Below are 15,977 nucleotides of genomic sequence, written 5' to 3'. Positions count from 1 at the left end.
CATCTATAGGCCGGGCGGCAATGACCCAGACCACCCCTTCGCTGTCCGATATGGAGATTGCGACAATCGCGTTGCGCATTGATCGCCCGATTGTGCTGGTGGGTCTGATGGGCGTGGGCAAGACCACCGTGGGGCGAAAAGTCGCTGCGCTGCTGGGCCGCAAGTTCGTCGATGCCGACGAGGAGATCGAACGCGCCGCCAATCGCAAGGTTGCGGAAATCTTTGCCGCGCATGGCGAGGTCTATTTTCGTGATGGCGAAAGGCGCGTGCTGGCCCGGCTGATCGGCGAGGAATCCGGCGTGATCGCCACCGGCGGCGGGGCCTTTGTCGATGACCAGACACGCACGCTGGTGCTCGAAAAAGGGATCGCCGTGTGGCTGGACTGCGACATCGCCACACTGGTCGAACGCACATCGCGCCGCGACACCCGCCCGCTGCTGCGCGATGGCGATCCTGAAGCGATCCTGTCAGAGCTGAAAGAAGCCCGCAACGAAGCCTATGCAGAGGCGCCAATCCGCGTCGTCACCAATAATGGACCGCAGCATGACACCGCGCTGCGCATTATCGAGGCAATCGGCAAATGGCTGTAATACCTGTCGATTTGTCTGGCCGCAGGTATGAAGTCCATGTCGGCCGTGGCTTACTGGAAAATTCCGCTACGCTGGCATCACGTTTCATCCGCAAGGACCGTGTGGCGGTGGTGGCCGACGAAAATGCACGCCAATTGCATGGTGAGAGGCTGGCGCAATCCTTCGCTGCGCAAGACTGCACAATCGCCTGGTACGATGTCGCGCCGGGCGAAGGATCGAAGAGCTGGGCCGAGCTGGCAAGACTGACCGACTGGTTGCTGGAAAAGGGCACAGAACGCGGCGATCATGTCTTCGCGCTGGGCGGCGGCGTGGTCGGGGATCTGACCGGTTTTGCCTGCGCCATTCTCAAACGCGGGTGCGGCTTCGTGCAGCTGCCCACCACCTTGCTGGCCCAAGTGGACAGCTCGGTTGGCGGCAAGACTGCCATCAACACATCTGCTGGCAAGAATTTGGTTGGTGCCTTCCATCAACCGGCGCTGGTGCTGGCCGATCTCGACACGCTCGCCACATTGCCCGCGCGCGAAATGCGGGCCGGCTATGCCGAGGTCCTGAAATACGGGGTGCTTGGCGACCGTGTATTTTTCGACTGGCTGACTGAAAACGGAACATCAGTGCTTGCCTTGGAAACCGCTGCTCTGGAACACGCCGTGGCCACCAGCGTGTCGATGAAGGCGCGGATCGTGGCCGAGGACGAACGCGAAACCAGCGGCACGCGCGCCCTGCTCAATCTGGGCCATACATTCGGCCACGCGCTGGAAGCAGAGACCGGCTTCTCGAACCGCTTGCTGCACGGCGAAGGCGTGGCACTGGGTATGGTGTTGGCTGCGCGCTATTCCGCGCGCCGTGGACACATGGGGCCGGACGAAGCCGAACAGGTCGCTGAGGCAGTCAGTGCTGTAGGCTTACCAGCGGATATCGGCTCGCTCAAACTGGGCTGCGATGGCAAGACATTGGTCGCGCATATGCTGCACGACAAGAAGATGGATGCAGGCACCCTGCCCTTCGTTTTGCTGCGCAGCATTGGTGCAGCATTTCTGGCCAAGGATGTGGCGCTGAACGATGTCGCAGCGTTTCTGGAGAAAGAGCTTCGGAGCGCTTGAATCGTGTTTTCTATCGTGGCGAGTTCGATTTGAAGCGATTACGTTCGCGCTTCTGATATCACTGGTCAGAATCTGGCTTGAGCGATGGACATTCCAGATTCGGGATGACTCCTGCCTCAGTCAATCTCTCACCCAGATCGCGAGAATACCGCAGTCCTCCAGAACGGTTGAAATGCACTGCGTCACGGAATTCACCATGCGCCCGCTCTGATTGCGCATCGGTCAGATCATTGATGATCACAGCTCCATCTGCAGTGAGGCGTTGCTCGATCATATCCATGCCTGTCACGGCTACAGACTCGTCGGATTTAAAATAAGCCGTAGTGGCAGGCGACACTGGCATCACCACAATCACCAGACGCGCACCGCTGTCGTTTAGCAATCGATTAAGCCGCAGCAAGCTTGCCAGTGATCGGTCTGCAATTGTATTGTCGTAAGCAGCTATACCAGAGGCGGCTGCGGAATATGTAGCCACCCACTCGGTAGCCATTCTCTGGTCCTCTGCCTCATTGGCAATTGCTTTCTGCGAAACCGTGACGTCTGGCCTTGCCCATCCCACACCGCGCATTTGCTGCTCCATCATTCTCAGGCGCAATCGCCATTCCTGATGCCCAAGTGCCGGAAAAATTAGCGAGCGAAGCGCCGAGCGGACATCGTCGCCAATCAATCGAGGATCGCCCAGCGATTGCAGCGTGCGGTAAGTCAGCAATCGCCTGCCAAGCGTGCTTGACCCTTTGCTGCCGTTATCCGCCAATTGGAAGCTTGGGATCACACCCATAATCCACACCGGCGGAACTTCGCCGCGTGCCACAAGATGGCGCGCCAAAGCCTCAGCTTCGAATACATCCATTGCAGATTCGGCGATATTCGCCCCTTTCAGACACATGGCGGCCGGGACAAGGTGCTTGGCCACAGACGGGCCAAGGACGACTGCCTCTGATCCAGGTACTCCGCCGAGCTTGGCGCGCATTTCACCAATATAATTTGGCGGCTCGGCAAGCCGGGCTACGACGTTCAGCACCAGAACGACCATAACGACCGCCGCCATATAGCCCAGCGCGCTGCGCCAGCCGATCCTAGAACTGGAAGTAGAGGAAGCTTGGGTTGTCATAGCTGCCAAACATGATGATCGCTGCAATCAGCGCAAGATAGAAGCCCCAGGAAATCCAGCGGGGCCGGGTGATCAGCCGCTCATGGACGGAAGCCCGTGCATCGAGCCACTGATAGATTTCCAGCAACATGATCGCTCCGAGCAGATACATGGGTATGAACGGAAACACCTCTCGCGGAGCCAGAAAGATTTCTGCCGGTGCCTGAGGCAGTCTGGCCAGCGCCGCGAGGGCCGGATCCACTTCACGAAAGGCTACCAGCGTCCCAAACACCAATATCGCAGCCCACAACAACACCCGATCAATGTGGTCAAATGATCTGCGCAATAGAGGTGAATTGGAAGTGTGTGAAACGAGGATTTTCCTGCCGCGATTTGAGAAAGCTATCAGAAAGCCCGAAATAATCCCGATCGCAATCCAGTTGGCCGTCGCACCATGCCAGATCCCAACCAGGATCATCGTCAACATGATCGCGGCAAAGCGTGCACCCGGCACCGCTGGCATTTTTTTGACCAAAGGGACGTAAACATAATCCCTGAACCAGTTCGATACTGTCGTGTGCCAGCGCTGCCAAAACTGAGCCACCGACTTGGCCGCGAACGGACGCCGGAAATTCTGCGTAAGCTTGATCCCCATCAGCAATGCCGAACCAATCGCCATATCGGCATATCCCGAAAGATCGGCGTAATAGCGGTACATGGTCCCGCCCGCGATCGTGAGTACATAGGCCCCGCCATTGGTCTGCGCACCCGCAACCCAGACCGTCAACAAGGGGCCCAGACCGTCGGCAATCACCAGCTTTTTGTACAACCCAATCAGGAAGAGACCCCCGCCCGCTGCGGAGCGGTTCCAGTCCCAAACCTGTTCACGCTTTAGCTGCGGCATCAGCGTTCCAAACCGCTCGATCGGGCCGGCAATCAGCTGCGGGAAGAACATCACATAGGCTGCAAAATGGCCAAGGTGCCGTTCCGGCAGGCGCTTCCCGCGATAGACGTCGATGGTGTAGCTGAGCGTCTGGAAGGTGTAGAACGAGATACCCAGAGGCAGCAAGAACAGCATCGGCGTCGAACTGGACTGATCAGGCATCAAAGCCGCGCTGAACCAGTCGTTGGCAATCTGGGTAAAGAATTTGAATGCAATCAGCAGGCCGATATTTCCTGCCATGCTCAGCCCCATCAGGGCCATTTTCCACGGCCTGCGCGCATGCGGCATCAACCGCGCGGCGCCATAATCCAGCGTGGTTGAGAACAACAGCAGCGACAGGAATTCAACGCGCCAACTGGCGTAGAAAAGCATACTCAGGACGACCAGCACCAGCCAGCGCCAATGATGCGGTGTGAAGAAAAACACCGCAACCGCCAGCGGCAGGAACAGCAGATATTCTATGCTGTGAAAGCTCACTTTGAGCTGGCCCTGTGCCCGGTATCAGTCGTCATAGCGCCCCCACAGCCCGCTATTCCATTTCGAGAATAACCGCATCCACCGCCAGGCTGTCACCTTCCACTGCATTGAGCTTCGCCACAACCGCCTGCTTTTCGGCGCGCAGGATGTTTTCCATCTTCATTGCTTCGACAGTGGCGAGCGGCTGGCCCGGCTGGACCTCCTCGCCTTCGGCGACATGCAGTTTCACCAGCAGACCGGGCATTGGGCAGATCAGGAATTTCGAAAGATCCGGCGGTATCTTCTCGATCATGTGATCGGCCAGATGCGCAACCCGCGTCTGGAGAATACGCAGATCGTGCGTCGCGCCGCGCGTTGTGATGGCGTAGCCCGCGCGAGTGGGGCGCAATTGCAGGGTCAGCGTGTCATCCCCCAGAGCAATCTCAGCCATCGGCTCGCCCGGCGTGTATTCCATTTCCAGATCGACGGAGGCACCATCGACGGTGATGTCATCTTCCTCCAGCGCGACGCGGTAATCCACGCCGCCGATCCGCACTGTCCAGTCACCGGGGGCATAGAAAGTGTCGTCCAGTTTCTGGTCGATCCGCCGCGCGCGGTCGGCATCGACGGTGGCGATCACGCCGCCCACCGCAGCCAGTCCGCGCAGCAATTCATCCGGTGCCGCCGCACCTGCAAAACCGTCAGGGTATTCCTCGGCAATGAAGCCCGTCGTCAATTCGCCCGAGCGGAACCGGGGATGCTGCATGATAGCACTGAGAAAATCGACATTGTGGCCCAGCCCATTGATGCGAAAGGCGTCGAGCGCCTGAACTTGCAGGTCAGCAGCTTCGTCACGCGTTTCGCCCCAAGTTATCAGCTTGGCGATCATCGGATCGTAGAACATCGACACTTCGCCGCCTTCGTACACACCATCATCAACGCGCACGCCTCCAATACCGCGCCGGCCGTTTGCGTCACCGTCATCGGCCCAGGGTTCAACCGGGGGTTGGTAATGGACGAGCCGTCCGGTGCTGGGCAGGAACCCGCGATAGGGGTCTTCGGCATAGACGCGGTTCTCGATGGCCCAGCCGTCGATTGTCACATCATCCTGCGTCATGGCGAGCTTCTCGCCAGCGGCCACACGGATCATTTGCTCCACCAGATCGACGCCGGTGATCGCTTCGGTGACCGGGTGCTCCACCTGAAGCCTTGTGTTCATTTCGAGGAAGTAGAAACTCTCCCCCGTCTCATCCGCGCCGCTGACGATCAGTTCGACAGTACCGGCGCTGTGATAATCCACCGCACGGGCCAGCGCGACGCATTGCTCGCCCATCGCCTTGCGCATCTTGGGCGTGACGAAAGGTGACGGCGCTTCCTCGACCACCTTCTGGTGGCGGCGCTGAATGCTGCATTCGCGTTCGTTGAGGTAGAGGATGTTGCCGTGCTTATCGCCCAGGATCTGGATTTCGATATGGCGCGGATTGAGGATGAATTTCTCGATGAACACGCGGTCATCGCCAAAGCTGTTCAGTCCTTCGCGCTTGGTCGCTTCGAACCCTTCGCGCACGTCCTGTTCGTTATAGGCGAGCCGCATCCCCTTGCCGCCGCCGCCAGCGCTGGCCTTCATCATCACCGGATATGTGACTTCGTTGGCGATGCGCACTGCGTGCTCGGTATCCTCGATCTCGCCCACGAAGCCGGGGACGACGTTGACGCCCGCTTCCTTGGCCAGCTTCTTGGACTCGATCTTGTCGCCCATCGCCGCGATCGCGTTCACCGGCGGGCCGATAAAGGCGATGTTCTCGGCGGCCAGCGCCTCGGCGAAGCTGGTGCGTTCGGAGAGGAAGCCGTAACCCGGATGCACCGCCTCAGCCCCGGTCTGCTTGGCCGCCGCGATGATCTTGTCCGCGACCAGGTAGCTCTCCGCCGCAGGCGCCGGGCCGATGTGCACGGCTTCATCGGCCATCCGCACGAACGGCGCACGCGCATCGGCATCCGAATAGACCGCGACGGTCGCAATACCCATCCGGCGCGCGGTCTTGATGACCCGGCAAGCGATTTCGCCACGGTTGGCGATGAGGATTTTGGAGAACATTAGATCTTTCGATATTTTGCTATAAAATCTTGATTTGCTGGAAGCGGATTAATTGCGACACCGCTTCGCTTCAGCAAAGATGAGACGGTTAATGACTTTTGACCGCTTTGCCCTTCAAGATACTTGGGACGGACTAGCTCCTCTCGGTCGTTATAAGCAACGCTGAACGTGCATTCATCCCAGCAAAATATCAGGGCGATCAAATGAATTTCCGAAGCAGATTCGTAAGCGCAAGGTCGAAAAAGAAATGATCCGTTTGCCCGCCCTGTCGCTTTGATCTGAACTGGGCGCCTGTCGTGTCGAGCATATCCGTCGATGTAATTTTGTTGGACAATGTCAATATCGAACATCTGGGCAGCGACTGCCTCCCCCAGATCACCAACTAGCTTTCCGTCTGGCGTGAATTTCAATCCACTATCTGAATAATGATCGATTAAGTCGTTCCTAGCACGCGCGATTTGACCGACCGCATCAGGCAGGTAAAATTTCTCTCTCAACATTCCGGCGTCTCCAGTGCGCCACACTTCGCCGCTCGCAGCGGTTCTTCACCCTTCAGCGCTGTCAGGCCCAGCTTGGCGAACAGCGCGGCGTCGCTGTCGTCGCCCGCATTGGGGGCGGTCAGCAGTTTGTCACCGGTGAAGATCGAGTTCGCGCCGGCGAGGAAGCACAGCGCCTGCGTGGCTTCGCTCATGCTTTCGCGGCCTGCGGAAAGCCTCACCATGCTCAGCGGCATCGTGATGCGCGCCGCCGCGACGGTGCGGACAAATTCAATGTCGTCGATTTTGGCCAGCGGAGTGTCGGCCAGCATGTCGCCCAGCACCGTGCCCTTGACCGGCACCAGCGCGTTGACCGGAACGCTTTCGGGATGCTGCGGTAGCGTGGCGAGGGTGTGGACGAAGCCCACCCGGTCGGCGCGCGTTTCGCCCATTCCGACGATCCCGCCGCTGCAAACATTGATGCCCGAATCGCGGACGTGTCGCAGCGTATCGAGCCGGTCCTGATAATTGCGGGTGGTGATCACGCGCTCGTAATATTCGGGGCCGGTGTCCACATTATGGTTGTAATAATCCAGCCCCGCCTCGGCCAGCATATCGGCCTGATGCGGTTCGAGCATGCCCAGTGTCATGCAGGTTTCCAGCCCCATGCTGCGCACGCCTTTCACGATCTCGACGATGGCGGGCATGTCGCGGTCCTTGGGGTTGCGCCATGCGGCACCCATGCAAAACCGCTGCGAGCCCGCATCCTTGGCCTGCGCCGCGCGCTGGAGCACCTGCTGAACATCCATCAGCTTGGTCGCCTCGACGCCAGAGTTCGCCTTCACCGATTGCGAGCAATAGCCACAGTCCTCCGGGCACCCGCCGGTCTTGATCGACAGCAAGGTGCAGAGCTGGATTTGCTCGGGCGGATGGAACTCGCGGTGGATGGTGGCGGCTTGGAAGAGCAGCTCGGTGAAGGGAAGGTCGAAAAGAGCCGCGATTTCTGCGCGGGTCCAGTCGGTGCGGACTTGCATTCTACCTCACCTCGTCGAAAAATATGAACGCGCTCCAACCGGCCGCCGAGTTCAATTGCACCGGATAGTCAACATATTGTGCAAACTCAATAAGTTCCTCCTCCAAATCGTCAGGAAAAACAGGCGCAATCACGCCGCCAAAAACGCGATCTTGTTCGTCAGGCAGTGTTTTTGCGGCCAGTTTTGCCAAGTGCATTTGACCGCCTAAGTCCCTGTTGTTGGGTTTGTGAGCGCAGTATTGTTTGAACTCGAACCCATATCCCCGACCCTTATCAAGCAACCACAAGTCAGCTTTCTGACCAGCCTTTGGAGCGCAATCCTCCTCAGAAACACGTTCAATACTGTATTCACACACACCAAACATTCCAGCTTTGACTGCACCGGCAAGCAGCACGCTTACGCCACAATTCTCCGTATCGTGCATTGGTTGGAACTCGACTGCATAGTCAGCCAACTCTTTGCAGACATGTCCAACTCCACCCACCAACCGATCCAAAAACTGAAAATCTCGACCAGAAGGGATGCGTCGACCACTGAGCCATAAGTGTCTCATCCCACCACCTCCAGATCCTCACCCACAGGCGGCATGTTGTGGCCGAGCAGGCGCAGAACGTCTGCCGCGCATTCCACCACATTGCTGCCCGGTCCATAGATCCCCTGCACCCCGGCATCGCGCAGGAAATCGTAATCCTGCGGCGGGATTACGCCGCCCGCCACGACCTTGATATCACTCCGCCCGGATTCTCGCAGCAAGCCGATCAGTTCGGGGATCAGCGTCTTGTGACCTGCCGCAAGCGAACTCGCGCCGATGGCGTCCACGTCATTCGCCAGCGCCATATCGCGGGTTTCCTGCGGCGTCTGGAACAGCGGGCCGCTGACCACTTGGAAGCCCATGTCGGCAAAAGCGCTGGCGATGACATTGGCGCCGCGGTCGTGGCCGTCCTGGCCCATCTTGGCGACCATCAGCCTGGGCGCGCGGCCCAGTCTGCGGCTCACCGCTTCCACCCCGCGCATCACCTGAGCATAGCGGGCATCATCGGCATAGGCCGCCGTAAACACCCCGCGCACCGGTGTCGGCACCGTGTCATAGCGGCCAAACACATCCTCCATCGCGGAGGATATCTCGCCCAGAGTGGCATCGTGGCGCGCCGCATCCCCGGCCAGCGCCAGCGTGTTACCGCCCTCCTTGCAGCCATCCGATAAAGCCTTGAGCGCAGCCTGACAGGCCGCCTCATCACGCCCGGCGCGGACCTTTTCAAGCCGCGCAATCTGGCTTTTACGAACCGCGTGATTGTCGATATCCAGCGTATCCATCGCGTCTTCGGTTTCGCGGCGATACTTGTTCACGCCAACTATCACCGTTTCGGCCTTGTCGACGCTGGCCTGCTTGGCGGCGGCGGCCTGTTCGATTGCCGCCTTGGGCTTGCCGCTGGCGACATAGGCGGTCATCCCGCCAACTGCGTCAACATCGGCCATCAGTGCTTCGGCTTCCTCGACCAGCTTGGCGGTCAGCGCCTCGATATAATAGCTGCCGCCCAGCGGATCGACGACATCGGTGATGCCGGTTTCTTCCTGCAACACCAGCTGCGTATTGCGGGCAATGCGGGCGGAGAAATCGGTGGGCAGCGCAATCGCTTCGTCCAGCGCATTGGTGTGCAGGCTTTGTGTGCCGCCAAGCACCGCCGCCATCGCTTCCACCGTGGTGCGGATCACATTGTTGTACGGGTCCTGCTCCTGCAAGGACACGCCGCTGGTCTGGCAATGCGTGCGCAGCATCTTGGACTTGGGCGTTTGCGCGCCCAGCCCGGCCATCACATCATGCCACAGCTTGCGCGCCGCGCGCAGCTTGGCAACTTCCATGAAGAAGTTCATCCCGATGCCGAAAAAGAACGACAGGCGCGGCGCAAAGGCATCCAGGTCCAGCCCGGTCGCCATCGCGCGCTTGGCGTATTCCTTGCCATCGGCAATCGTGAATGCCAGTTCCTGAACCGCCGTCGCCCCGGCTTCGTGCATGTGATAGCCGCTGATCGAAATGCTGTTGAATTTCGGCATGTTGGCAGAGGTATAGGCGATAATGTCCGAGACAATCCGCATGCTGGGTTCGGGAGGATAGATGTAGGTGTTGCGGACCATGAACTCTTTGAGAATATCGTTCTGGATGGTCCCCGACAGCGCGCTTGCCGGCACCCCCTGCCGCTCTGCCGCGACGATATAAAACGCCAAAATCGGAATCACCGCGCCGTTCATCGTCATGCTGACGCTCATGGTATCGAGCGGGATCTGGTCGAACAGAATTTCCATGTCGCGCACGGTATCGATGGCGACGCCCGCCTTGCCGACATCGCCCACCACGCGGGCATGGTCGGAATCATAACCACGGTGCGTTGCCAGATCGAACGCGACCGAAAGACCCTTCTGTCCCGCCGCCAGATTGCGGCGATAGAAGGCGTTGGATTCCTCAGCGGTTGAAAAACCCGCATATTGCCGGATCGTCCACGGACGCCCCGCATACATTGTGGCCTTCACACCGCGAGTGAACGGGGCAAAGCCGGGCAGTCCGGGATCGCCCGCATCATCGGCAGTATAGAGCGGCTTGATCGCGAAGCCTTCGGGCATTTCGCGGGTCAAATCGCGTCCGCGCGATTCCTTGTCGGCAAGGGCCTGCCAGTCGGCGGTGCTGGGCTTATCGATCATCATCAATCCTTCAGGCGGCCGTGCTGGGCCGCGCGGTAACGCGGGTGTGCCATGCCGCCAGCGCTGCACAATCGTCGGGCGCGGGGCAATTTGCAAATCCGGCGAAGTCCATCGTGGTCAGCAGGATGATGTCCGCCATCGAATAATTATCGGCGGCAAGAAATTCGCGGTCTTTCAGCGCGCTGTCGAAAAAGCGAAACGCCTCTGCAACACGCGGGCGATTGGCCTCGCCATAGTCGCTGTTGCGGCCCGGAATGGCGGCTGTGAAGGGATGCGTGTGCACCCACACTGCGCCCACGGGGGCCATCAGGATCATCTCCACCCGGCGGCTCCACATTTCGATCTGGGCGCTTTCCAGCGGGCTGCTGCCGAACAGCGGAGGCTGCGGGTGCAGACCCTCCAGATAGCGGCAGATCGCAACGCTTTCGGTGATGACCGTGCCATCGTCCAGTTCCAGCGCCGGGGTTTGCCCGCGCGGATTGATGGCGAGGAATTCTTCGGACTTCTGCTCGCGCTTGGGGATCGAGATTTCGCGGGCGGGCAGTTCCACACCCTTCTCAGCGGCGAAGATACGCACGCGGCGCGGGTTGGGGGCCGGGTTGGGGCTATCGTAGAACAGCATCACTCGCCCTTGAATTCGGGTTTGCGCTTCATCAGGAAGGCCATGCCGCCCTCTACCGCATCCTTGCTCTCGCCCGCGCGGCGCTGGCCCAGGGCCTCCTGATGCAGCGCGGCGGAGTAATTGATTTCCAGCGCCTTGAAGATGTTTTCGCGCATTGCGCCCAGCGCCAATGTTGGGCCGCCGGCCAGCCGCTGCGCCACCGCCTTGGCCTCTTGCATCAGCACCGCATCCTCGACGCATTTGTAGATCATGCCCCAATCCTCGGCCTTTTCGGCGCCGATTTTCTCGCCCAGCATCATCATTTCAGTGGCGCGTGCCTTGCCGATCAGGCGCGGCAGCATCCAGCTGGCACCGCCATCGGGGACCAGCCCGATATTGACGAAGGCCTGAAGGAAATAGGCGCTCTTGCCTGCCAGCACGAAATCCGCCGCCAGCGCAATCGAACAGCCGATGCCCGCCGCCGGACCGTTGACCGCCGCCACTATCGGCACCGCGCATTGCGCCATGTGCATCATCAGCGGGTTGTAGCTCATCGACAGCGCATCATAGGCCCCGCGCCCGCCGCCCACGCTGCGCTCGCCGCGCGCCGACAAATCCGCACCAGAACAGAACGCGCGCCCTGACCCGGTGATGACAAAGCACCGCACCGCGCCCGGATCGGCCAGCACATCGCGGATTTCCACCGCCATATCTGGCGCGCAGGCATTGAGCCGCTCGGGCCGGTTCAGCGTGATGGTGGTCACTGCACCATCGGTTTCGGTGAGGATATGCTGGTAGCTCATTCGTTCTCCCTTGGCCCTTTCCCCGTGCGGGGAGAGGGCGGTTTGGTCAATGCCCCGCCTTCGGGGTTTCCATGATCTCGGTCAGCTGGCCCATCATGTCCTTCGGATGCAGGAAAAAGATCGGCGTGCCGTGCGCTCCGATCCGCGTGGAGCCAAGGATGCGCTTGCCCAGCCCCTCGAACCACGCGCGGGCCGCAGCGATGTCGGGAACCTCGTAGCACAGATGGTGCTGCCCCCCCGCCGGGTTCTTGGCGAGAAAACCTGCGATGGGCGATTCACTGTTCAGCGGCTCGATCAGCTCGATCTGCGTTCCGTTCAGCGCCGAATGAAGCGCTTCATTGACACCTGTTTCGCCGGGCGTCGACACGAAGCAGACCTTCACACCCTGCTCTGGCAGGTCGAACGGTTCGGTAATTTCGGTGGCGCCCATCACCTCGCGGTAATAGCGGATGCTGTCAGCAATGGATGGCGTTGCGACGCCGATATGGTTGAGACGGCCGAGTTTCATCAGAGATTTCCTGTCAATTCAAAGCCAATCGAGAGGACGAAGAGCCCAGCGAAGAACCATGCCATGAGTGCCATTAGCTTTTGCCAAGCGACAACTTTCCCAAAGTGAGTATCATCGCGGGCCACTGGCTGCGGATCGATTGATTTCACCCATTCTTTCGGGATTTCTCCGTCCATCGACCACCTATTCGCCATTCTCCAAAGCCAGAGGCCAATCAGCGCGAAAACGGCAGCTAGGAACAGCTTAACGAAGATCATAGCGGAATGTTATCATGCTTCTTCCACGGGTTCTCCAACACCTTCCCGCGTAACTTCCTCAGCCCCAGAGCAATCCGCCGCCGCGTCGAATGCGGGTAAATGACCTCGTCGATATAGCCCCTGCTCGCCGCCACGAATGGGTTGGCGAAGCGGTCTTCGTATTCCTTGGTTTTCTCAGCAATTTTATCGGCATCGCCGCGATCTGACCGGAAGATGATCTCCACCGCGCCCTTTGCGCCCATCACGGCGATTTCGGCGGTCGGCCAGGCGTAGTTGAGATCGCCGCGCAGGTGCTTGGACGCCATCACGTCATAGGCGCCGCCGTAAGCCTTGCGGGTGATAACGGTGATCTTGGGCACGGTCGCTTCGGCATAGGCGAACAGCAGCTTGGCGCCGTGCTTGATGATGCCATTATGCTCCTGTGCGGTGCCGGGCAGGAAGCCGGGCACATCGACCAGCGTCAAGATTGGAATGTCGAAGGCATCGCAGAACCGCACAAAGCGCGCAGCCTTCTTGGAGGAATTGATGTCGAGCACGCCGGCCAGCACCATCGGCTGGTTCGCCACCACGCCCACGGTGCGACCCTCAATCCGGCCAAATCCGCACAGGATATTGCCTGCGTGCGCTGGCTGGACTTCAAAGAAATCCCCTTCGTCCAGTACCTTGGCGATCACTTCGTGCATGTCATAGGGCTGGTTGGCGTTATCGGGGATTACGGTATCAAGGCTGGCCTCCTCGCGGTCCCACGGGTCGCTGGTGGGGCGTTCCGGCACGCTCTCGCGGTTGGAAAGCGGCAGAAAGTCGAAGAAGTTGCGCGTCGCGAGCAGCGTCTCGATATCGTTCTCGAACGCCAGATCGGCCACGCTGGTCTTGGTGGTGTGCGTGACCGCGCCGCCCAGTTCCTCTTGCGTAACGACTTCATTGGTGACGGTCTTGACTACATCTGGCCCGGTGACGAACATGTAAGAACTGTCCTTCACCATGAAGATGAAGTCGGTCATCGCGGGCGAATACACCGCCCCGCCCGCACATGGCCCCATGATCAGGCTGATCTGCGGGACCACGCCGCTGGCCAGCACATTGCGCTGGAACACCTCGGCATAGCCGCCAAGGCTGGCGACGCCTTCCTGAATACGCGCGCCGCCGCTGTCGTTCAGGCCGATCACCGGCGCGCCGACCTTCAGCGCGCTGTCCATCACCTTGCAGATTTTCTCCGCGTGACGTTTCGACAGGCTGCCACCGAAGACGGTGAAGTCCTGGCTGAAAACGAAAACCAGCCGCCCGTTGATCGTGCCCGATCCGGTGACCACGCCATCACCCGTGATCTTCTGGTCCTGCATCCCGAAATCGGTGCAGTCGTGCTCGACATAGGTATCGACCTCTTCAAAGCTGCCTTCGTCCAGCAGCACTTCGAGCCGTTCGCGCGCGGTCAGCTTGCCCTTGGCGTGCTGCGCATCGATGCGTTTCTGCCCGCCGCCCATCCGGGCAGCCTCACGGCGACGTTCCATTTCGGCGATATTGGCGGACATACTCTCTCCAAAGAAGTCTCTCGCCAATGCGCCTAGCCAGCGGGTTGCGGCAGCGTCAATGTCGCGGCGTCATTCTCTCTGCGCAGACATCAGGAATTCCACATTGCCTTCAGGCCCGGTAATCGGGCTGCGGTTGATGCCCTGGACGGTAAAGCCCAGCCCCTCGGCCCAGCTGCGCACTTCCTCGCAGACGCGCTGATGCAGCGCCGGATCGCGGACCACACCGCCTTTGCCGACCTCCTCGCGCCCAACCTCGAATTGCGGTTTGATCAGCGCGACCAATCGGCATTGCGGTGCCGCCAGTTCCAGCGGGCGGGCGAGGACTTTGGCCAGCCCGATAAAGCTGGCGTCGCACACCACCCAGTTGCAGGGCCGGTCGATCATCTCGGGCGTCAGAATGCGCGCGCTGGTCTGTTCGAGCACCGTGACGCGCTCATCCTGCCGCAGTTTCCATGCCAGCTGGTTGGTGCCGCTATCCACTGCAAAGACATGATCCGCCCCGCCTTGCAGCAAAACGTCGGTAAACCCGCCGGTTGAGCTGCCCACATCCATCGCGGTGACGCCCGACGGATCCAGTCCGAAATGTTCGATAGCATGCGCCAGTTTGATACCGCCGCGCGACACCCAGGGGTGATCGCGGCCGCGCACATCCAGCGGCGCATCCTCGGGGAGCTGCTGCCCCGGCTTGGCCAATTTGGTTTCGCCAGAGAACACCAGCCCCGCCATTACCAGCGCCTGCGCCCGCGTGCGGCTCTCTACGAGCCCGCGGTCTACCAGCATTTGATCGAGGCGGCGTTTGATAGGCATTGGAAACAAGTGCGTTAGCGATCATTGGTGGGACATGAAACCGATCTATGTCCATCTCGGCGGCGCGCTGGCGCTATCCTTCACCATCGCGGCCTGTGTGCCGGCACCCGAGCCGACGCCGGTCCCGGAGACAGCCGCTGTGCCTGCACCGCGCCCCGCCCCGCCTCCGCCGCCCGTACCTGTGCCGACCATGTCGAGCTGGCTTGATGCCCCGCAAAGCGTGGGCAACTGGACCTATGGCGCCGTGAATGGTGGGACAATGGCACGATTCGGCTCCAGCAATGACACGCCGCTGTTCGCGCTGGGGTGCACCAGCAATTCGCGCCAGATCGCCATGATTCGCTATCTGCCTGACCAGCGCAGCGACAGCAGCGTAATCATCAGAACCGAAACCACCACCCGCGCGCTTGCTGCCAAGGCCGCAAATGGCGGCGGCGCTGTCAGCGCTTCTGTTACGGCAGCAGATCCGCTGCTGGATGCGATGGCGCTGACGATTGGGCGATTTGCGGTGGAAGTACCCGGCCAGCCAGCGCTGTACATCCCGGCCTGGGCCGAAGTGACCCGCGTGATCGAGGATTGCCGCTGAAGCTCGCAAAAAAGGCCCAGCAAGTCTGCCAGGCCACAAAGGACAATTCTGACATGGGAAAACTTTTTTACAAGACTTGTTTTAACGCGCCCGGCGCAACAAATTGAAGGCAGGATCAGCGGCACACGCGGATCCCGGGCCCCGGTGAAGCGCGGGCTCCAGCTCACAAGCTTGAAAGGAGGTGATCCGATGTCTCATGGTTCAGTAGCGAGGTCGGTGAAGATCCCTACGGAGCATATTCGGTAACATTCCTTGCCGAGTAAGGCTTTGTGAGCGGCACTTCCGGCCGCTGACCATGTGAAAGGCGGTTCTCGTTTCGGCGGGGCCGCCTTTCTCATATCTGAGCGCAATTTTCCTGAGCCGCCGGGCATCCGCACCCTTGCCCTCGCGGCTTCGCGCTAATATCGG

Annotated in this window: 16 protein-coding genes; 3 read left to right on the top strand and 13 right to left on the bottom strand. The window is 60.2% G+C overall.

The genetic code is table 11. The features are described from left to right. Positions 1 to 20: 20 nt before the first annotated feature. Positions 21 to 590, top strand: coding sequence for a shikimate kinase (locus FEV51_RS00395; RefSeq protein ID WP_138615268.1), 570 nt, complete (start codon positions 21 to 23; stop codon positions 588 to 590). Continuing rightward, positions 581 to 1,690, top strand: coding sequence for a 3-dehydroquinate synthase (gene aroB / locus FEV51_RS00390; RefSeq protein ID WP_138615267.1), 1,110 nt, complete (start codon positions 581 to 583; stop codon positions 1,688 to 1,690). Before FEV51_RS00395 ends, aroB begins: the two co-directional genes overlap by 10 nt. 58 nt (positions 1,691 to 1,748) lie before the next feature. Here the strand turns inward: aroB and FEV51_RS00385 are convergent, their stop codons facing one another. The 13 genes from FEV51_RS00385 to FEV51_RS00325 form a co-directional block, all read right to left on the bottom strand. Further along, entirely contained in the window at positions 1,749 to 2,801 is a 1,053-nt protein-coding gene (locus FEV51_RS00385) for a hypothetical protein (RefSeq protein WP_138615266.1), read from the bottom strand. After that, positions 2,767 to 4,200, bottom strand: coding sequence for an MBOAT family O-acyltransferase (locus tag FEV51_RS00380; RefSeq protein ID WP_138615265.1), 1,434 nt, complete (start codon positions 4,198 to 4,200; stop codon positions 2,767 to 2,769). The genes FEV51_RS00385 and FEV51_RS00380 overlap by 35 nt, the downstream gene beginning before the upstream one ends. A gap of 52 nt (positions 4,201 to 4,252) precedes the next feature. Continuing rightward, complete coding sequence (locus FEV51_RS00375) at positions 4,253 to 6,274, bottom strand: acetyl-CoA carboxylase biotin carboxylase subunit (RefSeq protein ID WP_138615264.1); 2,022 nt, start codon at positions 6,272 to 6,274, stop codon at positions 4,253 to 4,255. Beyond that, on the bottom strand, positions 6,274 to 6,774 hold the full coding sequence (locus FEV51_RS00370; protein WP_138615263.1) for a DUF6998 domain-containing protein: 501 nt from the start codon (positions 6,772 to 6,774) through the stop codon (positions 6,274 to 6,276). Before FEV51_RS00370 ends, FEV51_RS00375 begins: the two co-directional genes overlap by 1 nt. Next, positions 6,768 to 7,784: a biotin synthase BioB gene (gene bioB / locus FEV51_RS00365; protein WP_138615262.1), complete on the bottom strand. Its 1,017-nt coding sequence runs from the start codon at positions 7,782 to 7,784 to the stop codon at positions 6,768 to 6,770. The genes FEV51_RS00370 and bioB overlap by 7 nt, the downstream gene beginning before the upstream one ends. A gap of 1 nt (position 7,785) precedes the next feature. After that, the gene (locus tag FEV51_RS00360; protein ID WP_138615261.1) at positions 7,786 to 8,238 is read right to left on the bottom strand and encodes a hypothetical protein; all 453 of its coding nucleotides are present in this window, start codon (positions 8,236 to 8,238) and stop codon (positions 7,786 to 7,788) included. Positions 8,239 to 8,333: 95 nt separating this feature from the next. Next, positions 8,334 to 10,478: a methylmalonyl-CoA mutase gene (scpA, locus tag FEV51_RS00355; protein ID WP_138616269.1), complete on the bottom strand. Its 2,145-nt coding sequence runs from the start codon at positions 10,476 to 10,478 to the stop codon at positions 8,334 to 8,336. A gap of 10 nt (positions 10,479 to 10,488) precedes the next feature. Continuing rightward, on the bottom strand, positions 10,489 to 11,100 hold the full coding sequence (locus FEV51_RS00350; RefSeq protein ID WP_138615260.1) for a glutathione S-transferase family protein: 612 nt from the start codon (positions 11,098 to 11,100) through the stop codon (positions 10,489 to 10,491). Beyond that, complete coding sequence (locus FEV51_RS00345; protein WP_138615259.1) at positions 11,100 to 11,882, bottom strand: enoyl-CoA hydratase-related protein; 783 nt, start codon at positions 11,880 to 11,882, stop codon at positions 11,100 to 11,102. Before FEV51_RS00345 ends, FEV51_RS00350 begins: the two co-directional genes overlap by 1 nt. Before the next feature lie 46 nt (positions 11,883 to 11,928). Next, positions 11,929 to 12,390 carry a methylmalonyl-CoA epimerase gene (gene mce / locus FEV51_RS00340; RefSeq protein ID WP_138615258.1) on the bottom strand — a complete coding sequence of 154 codons (462 nt, stop codon included), beginning with the start codon at positions 12,388 to 12,390 and terminating at the stop codon, positions 11,929 to 11,931. Beyond that, the gene (locus tag FEV51_RS00335) at positions 12,390 to 12,647 is read right to left on the bottom strand and encodes a hypothetical protein (RefSeq protein ID WP_138615257.1); all 258 of its coding nucleotides are present in this window, start codon (positions 12,645 to 12,647) and stop codon (positions 12,390 to 12,392) included. Before FEV51_RS00335 ends, mce begins: the two co-directional genes overlap by 1 nt. Further along, positions 12,644 to 14,176 carry an acyl-CoA carboxylase subunit beta gene (locus tag FEV51_RS00330; protein ID WP_138615256.1) on the bottom strand — a complete coding sequence of 511 codons (1,533 nt, stop codon included), beginning with the start codon at positions 14,174 to 14,176 and terminating at the stop codon, positions 12,644 to 12,646. The genes FEV51_RS00335 and FEV51_RS00330 overlap by 4 nt, the downstream gene beginning before the upstream one ends. Positions 14,177 to 14,245: 69 nt before the next feature. Next, positions 14,246 to 14,983, bottom strand: a complete 738-nt coding sequence (locus tag FEV51_RS00325; protein WP_138615255.1) for a TlyA family RNA methyltransferase — start codon at positions 14,981 to 14,983, stop codon at positions 14,246 to 14,248. A 34-nt stretch (positions 14,984 to 15,017) separates the two neighbouring features. On the opposite strand from FEV51_RS00325, the gene FEV51_RS00320 reads away from it, so the two are divergent. Then, entirely contained in the window at positions 15,018 to 15,569 is a 552-nt protein-coding gene (locus FEV51_RS00320; protein ID WP_138615254.1) for a hypothetical protein, read from the top strand. Positions 15,570 to 15,977: the final 408 nt, after the last annotated feature.

The sequence above is a fragment of the Qipengyuania marisflavi genome (assembly GCF_005884405.1).
GTDB lineage: Bacteria > Pseudomonadota > Alphaproteobacteria > Sphingomonadales > Sphingomonadaceae > Qipengyuania > Qipengyuania marisflavi.
The sequence above is the reverse complement of the archived record's forward strand: the minus strand, read 5'-3'. Positions and strand labels throughout refer to the sequence as shown.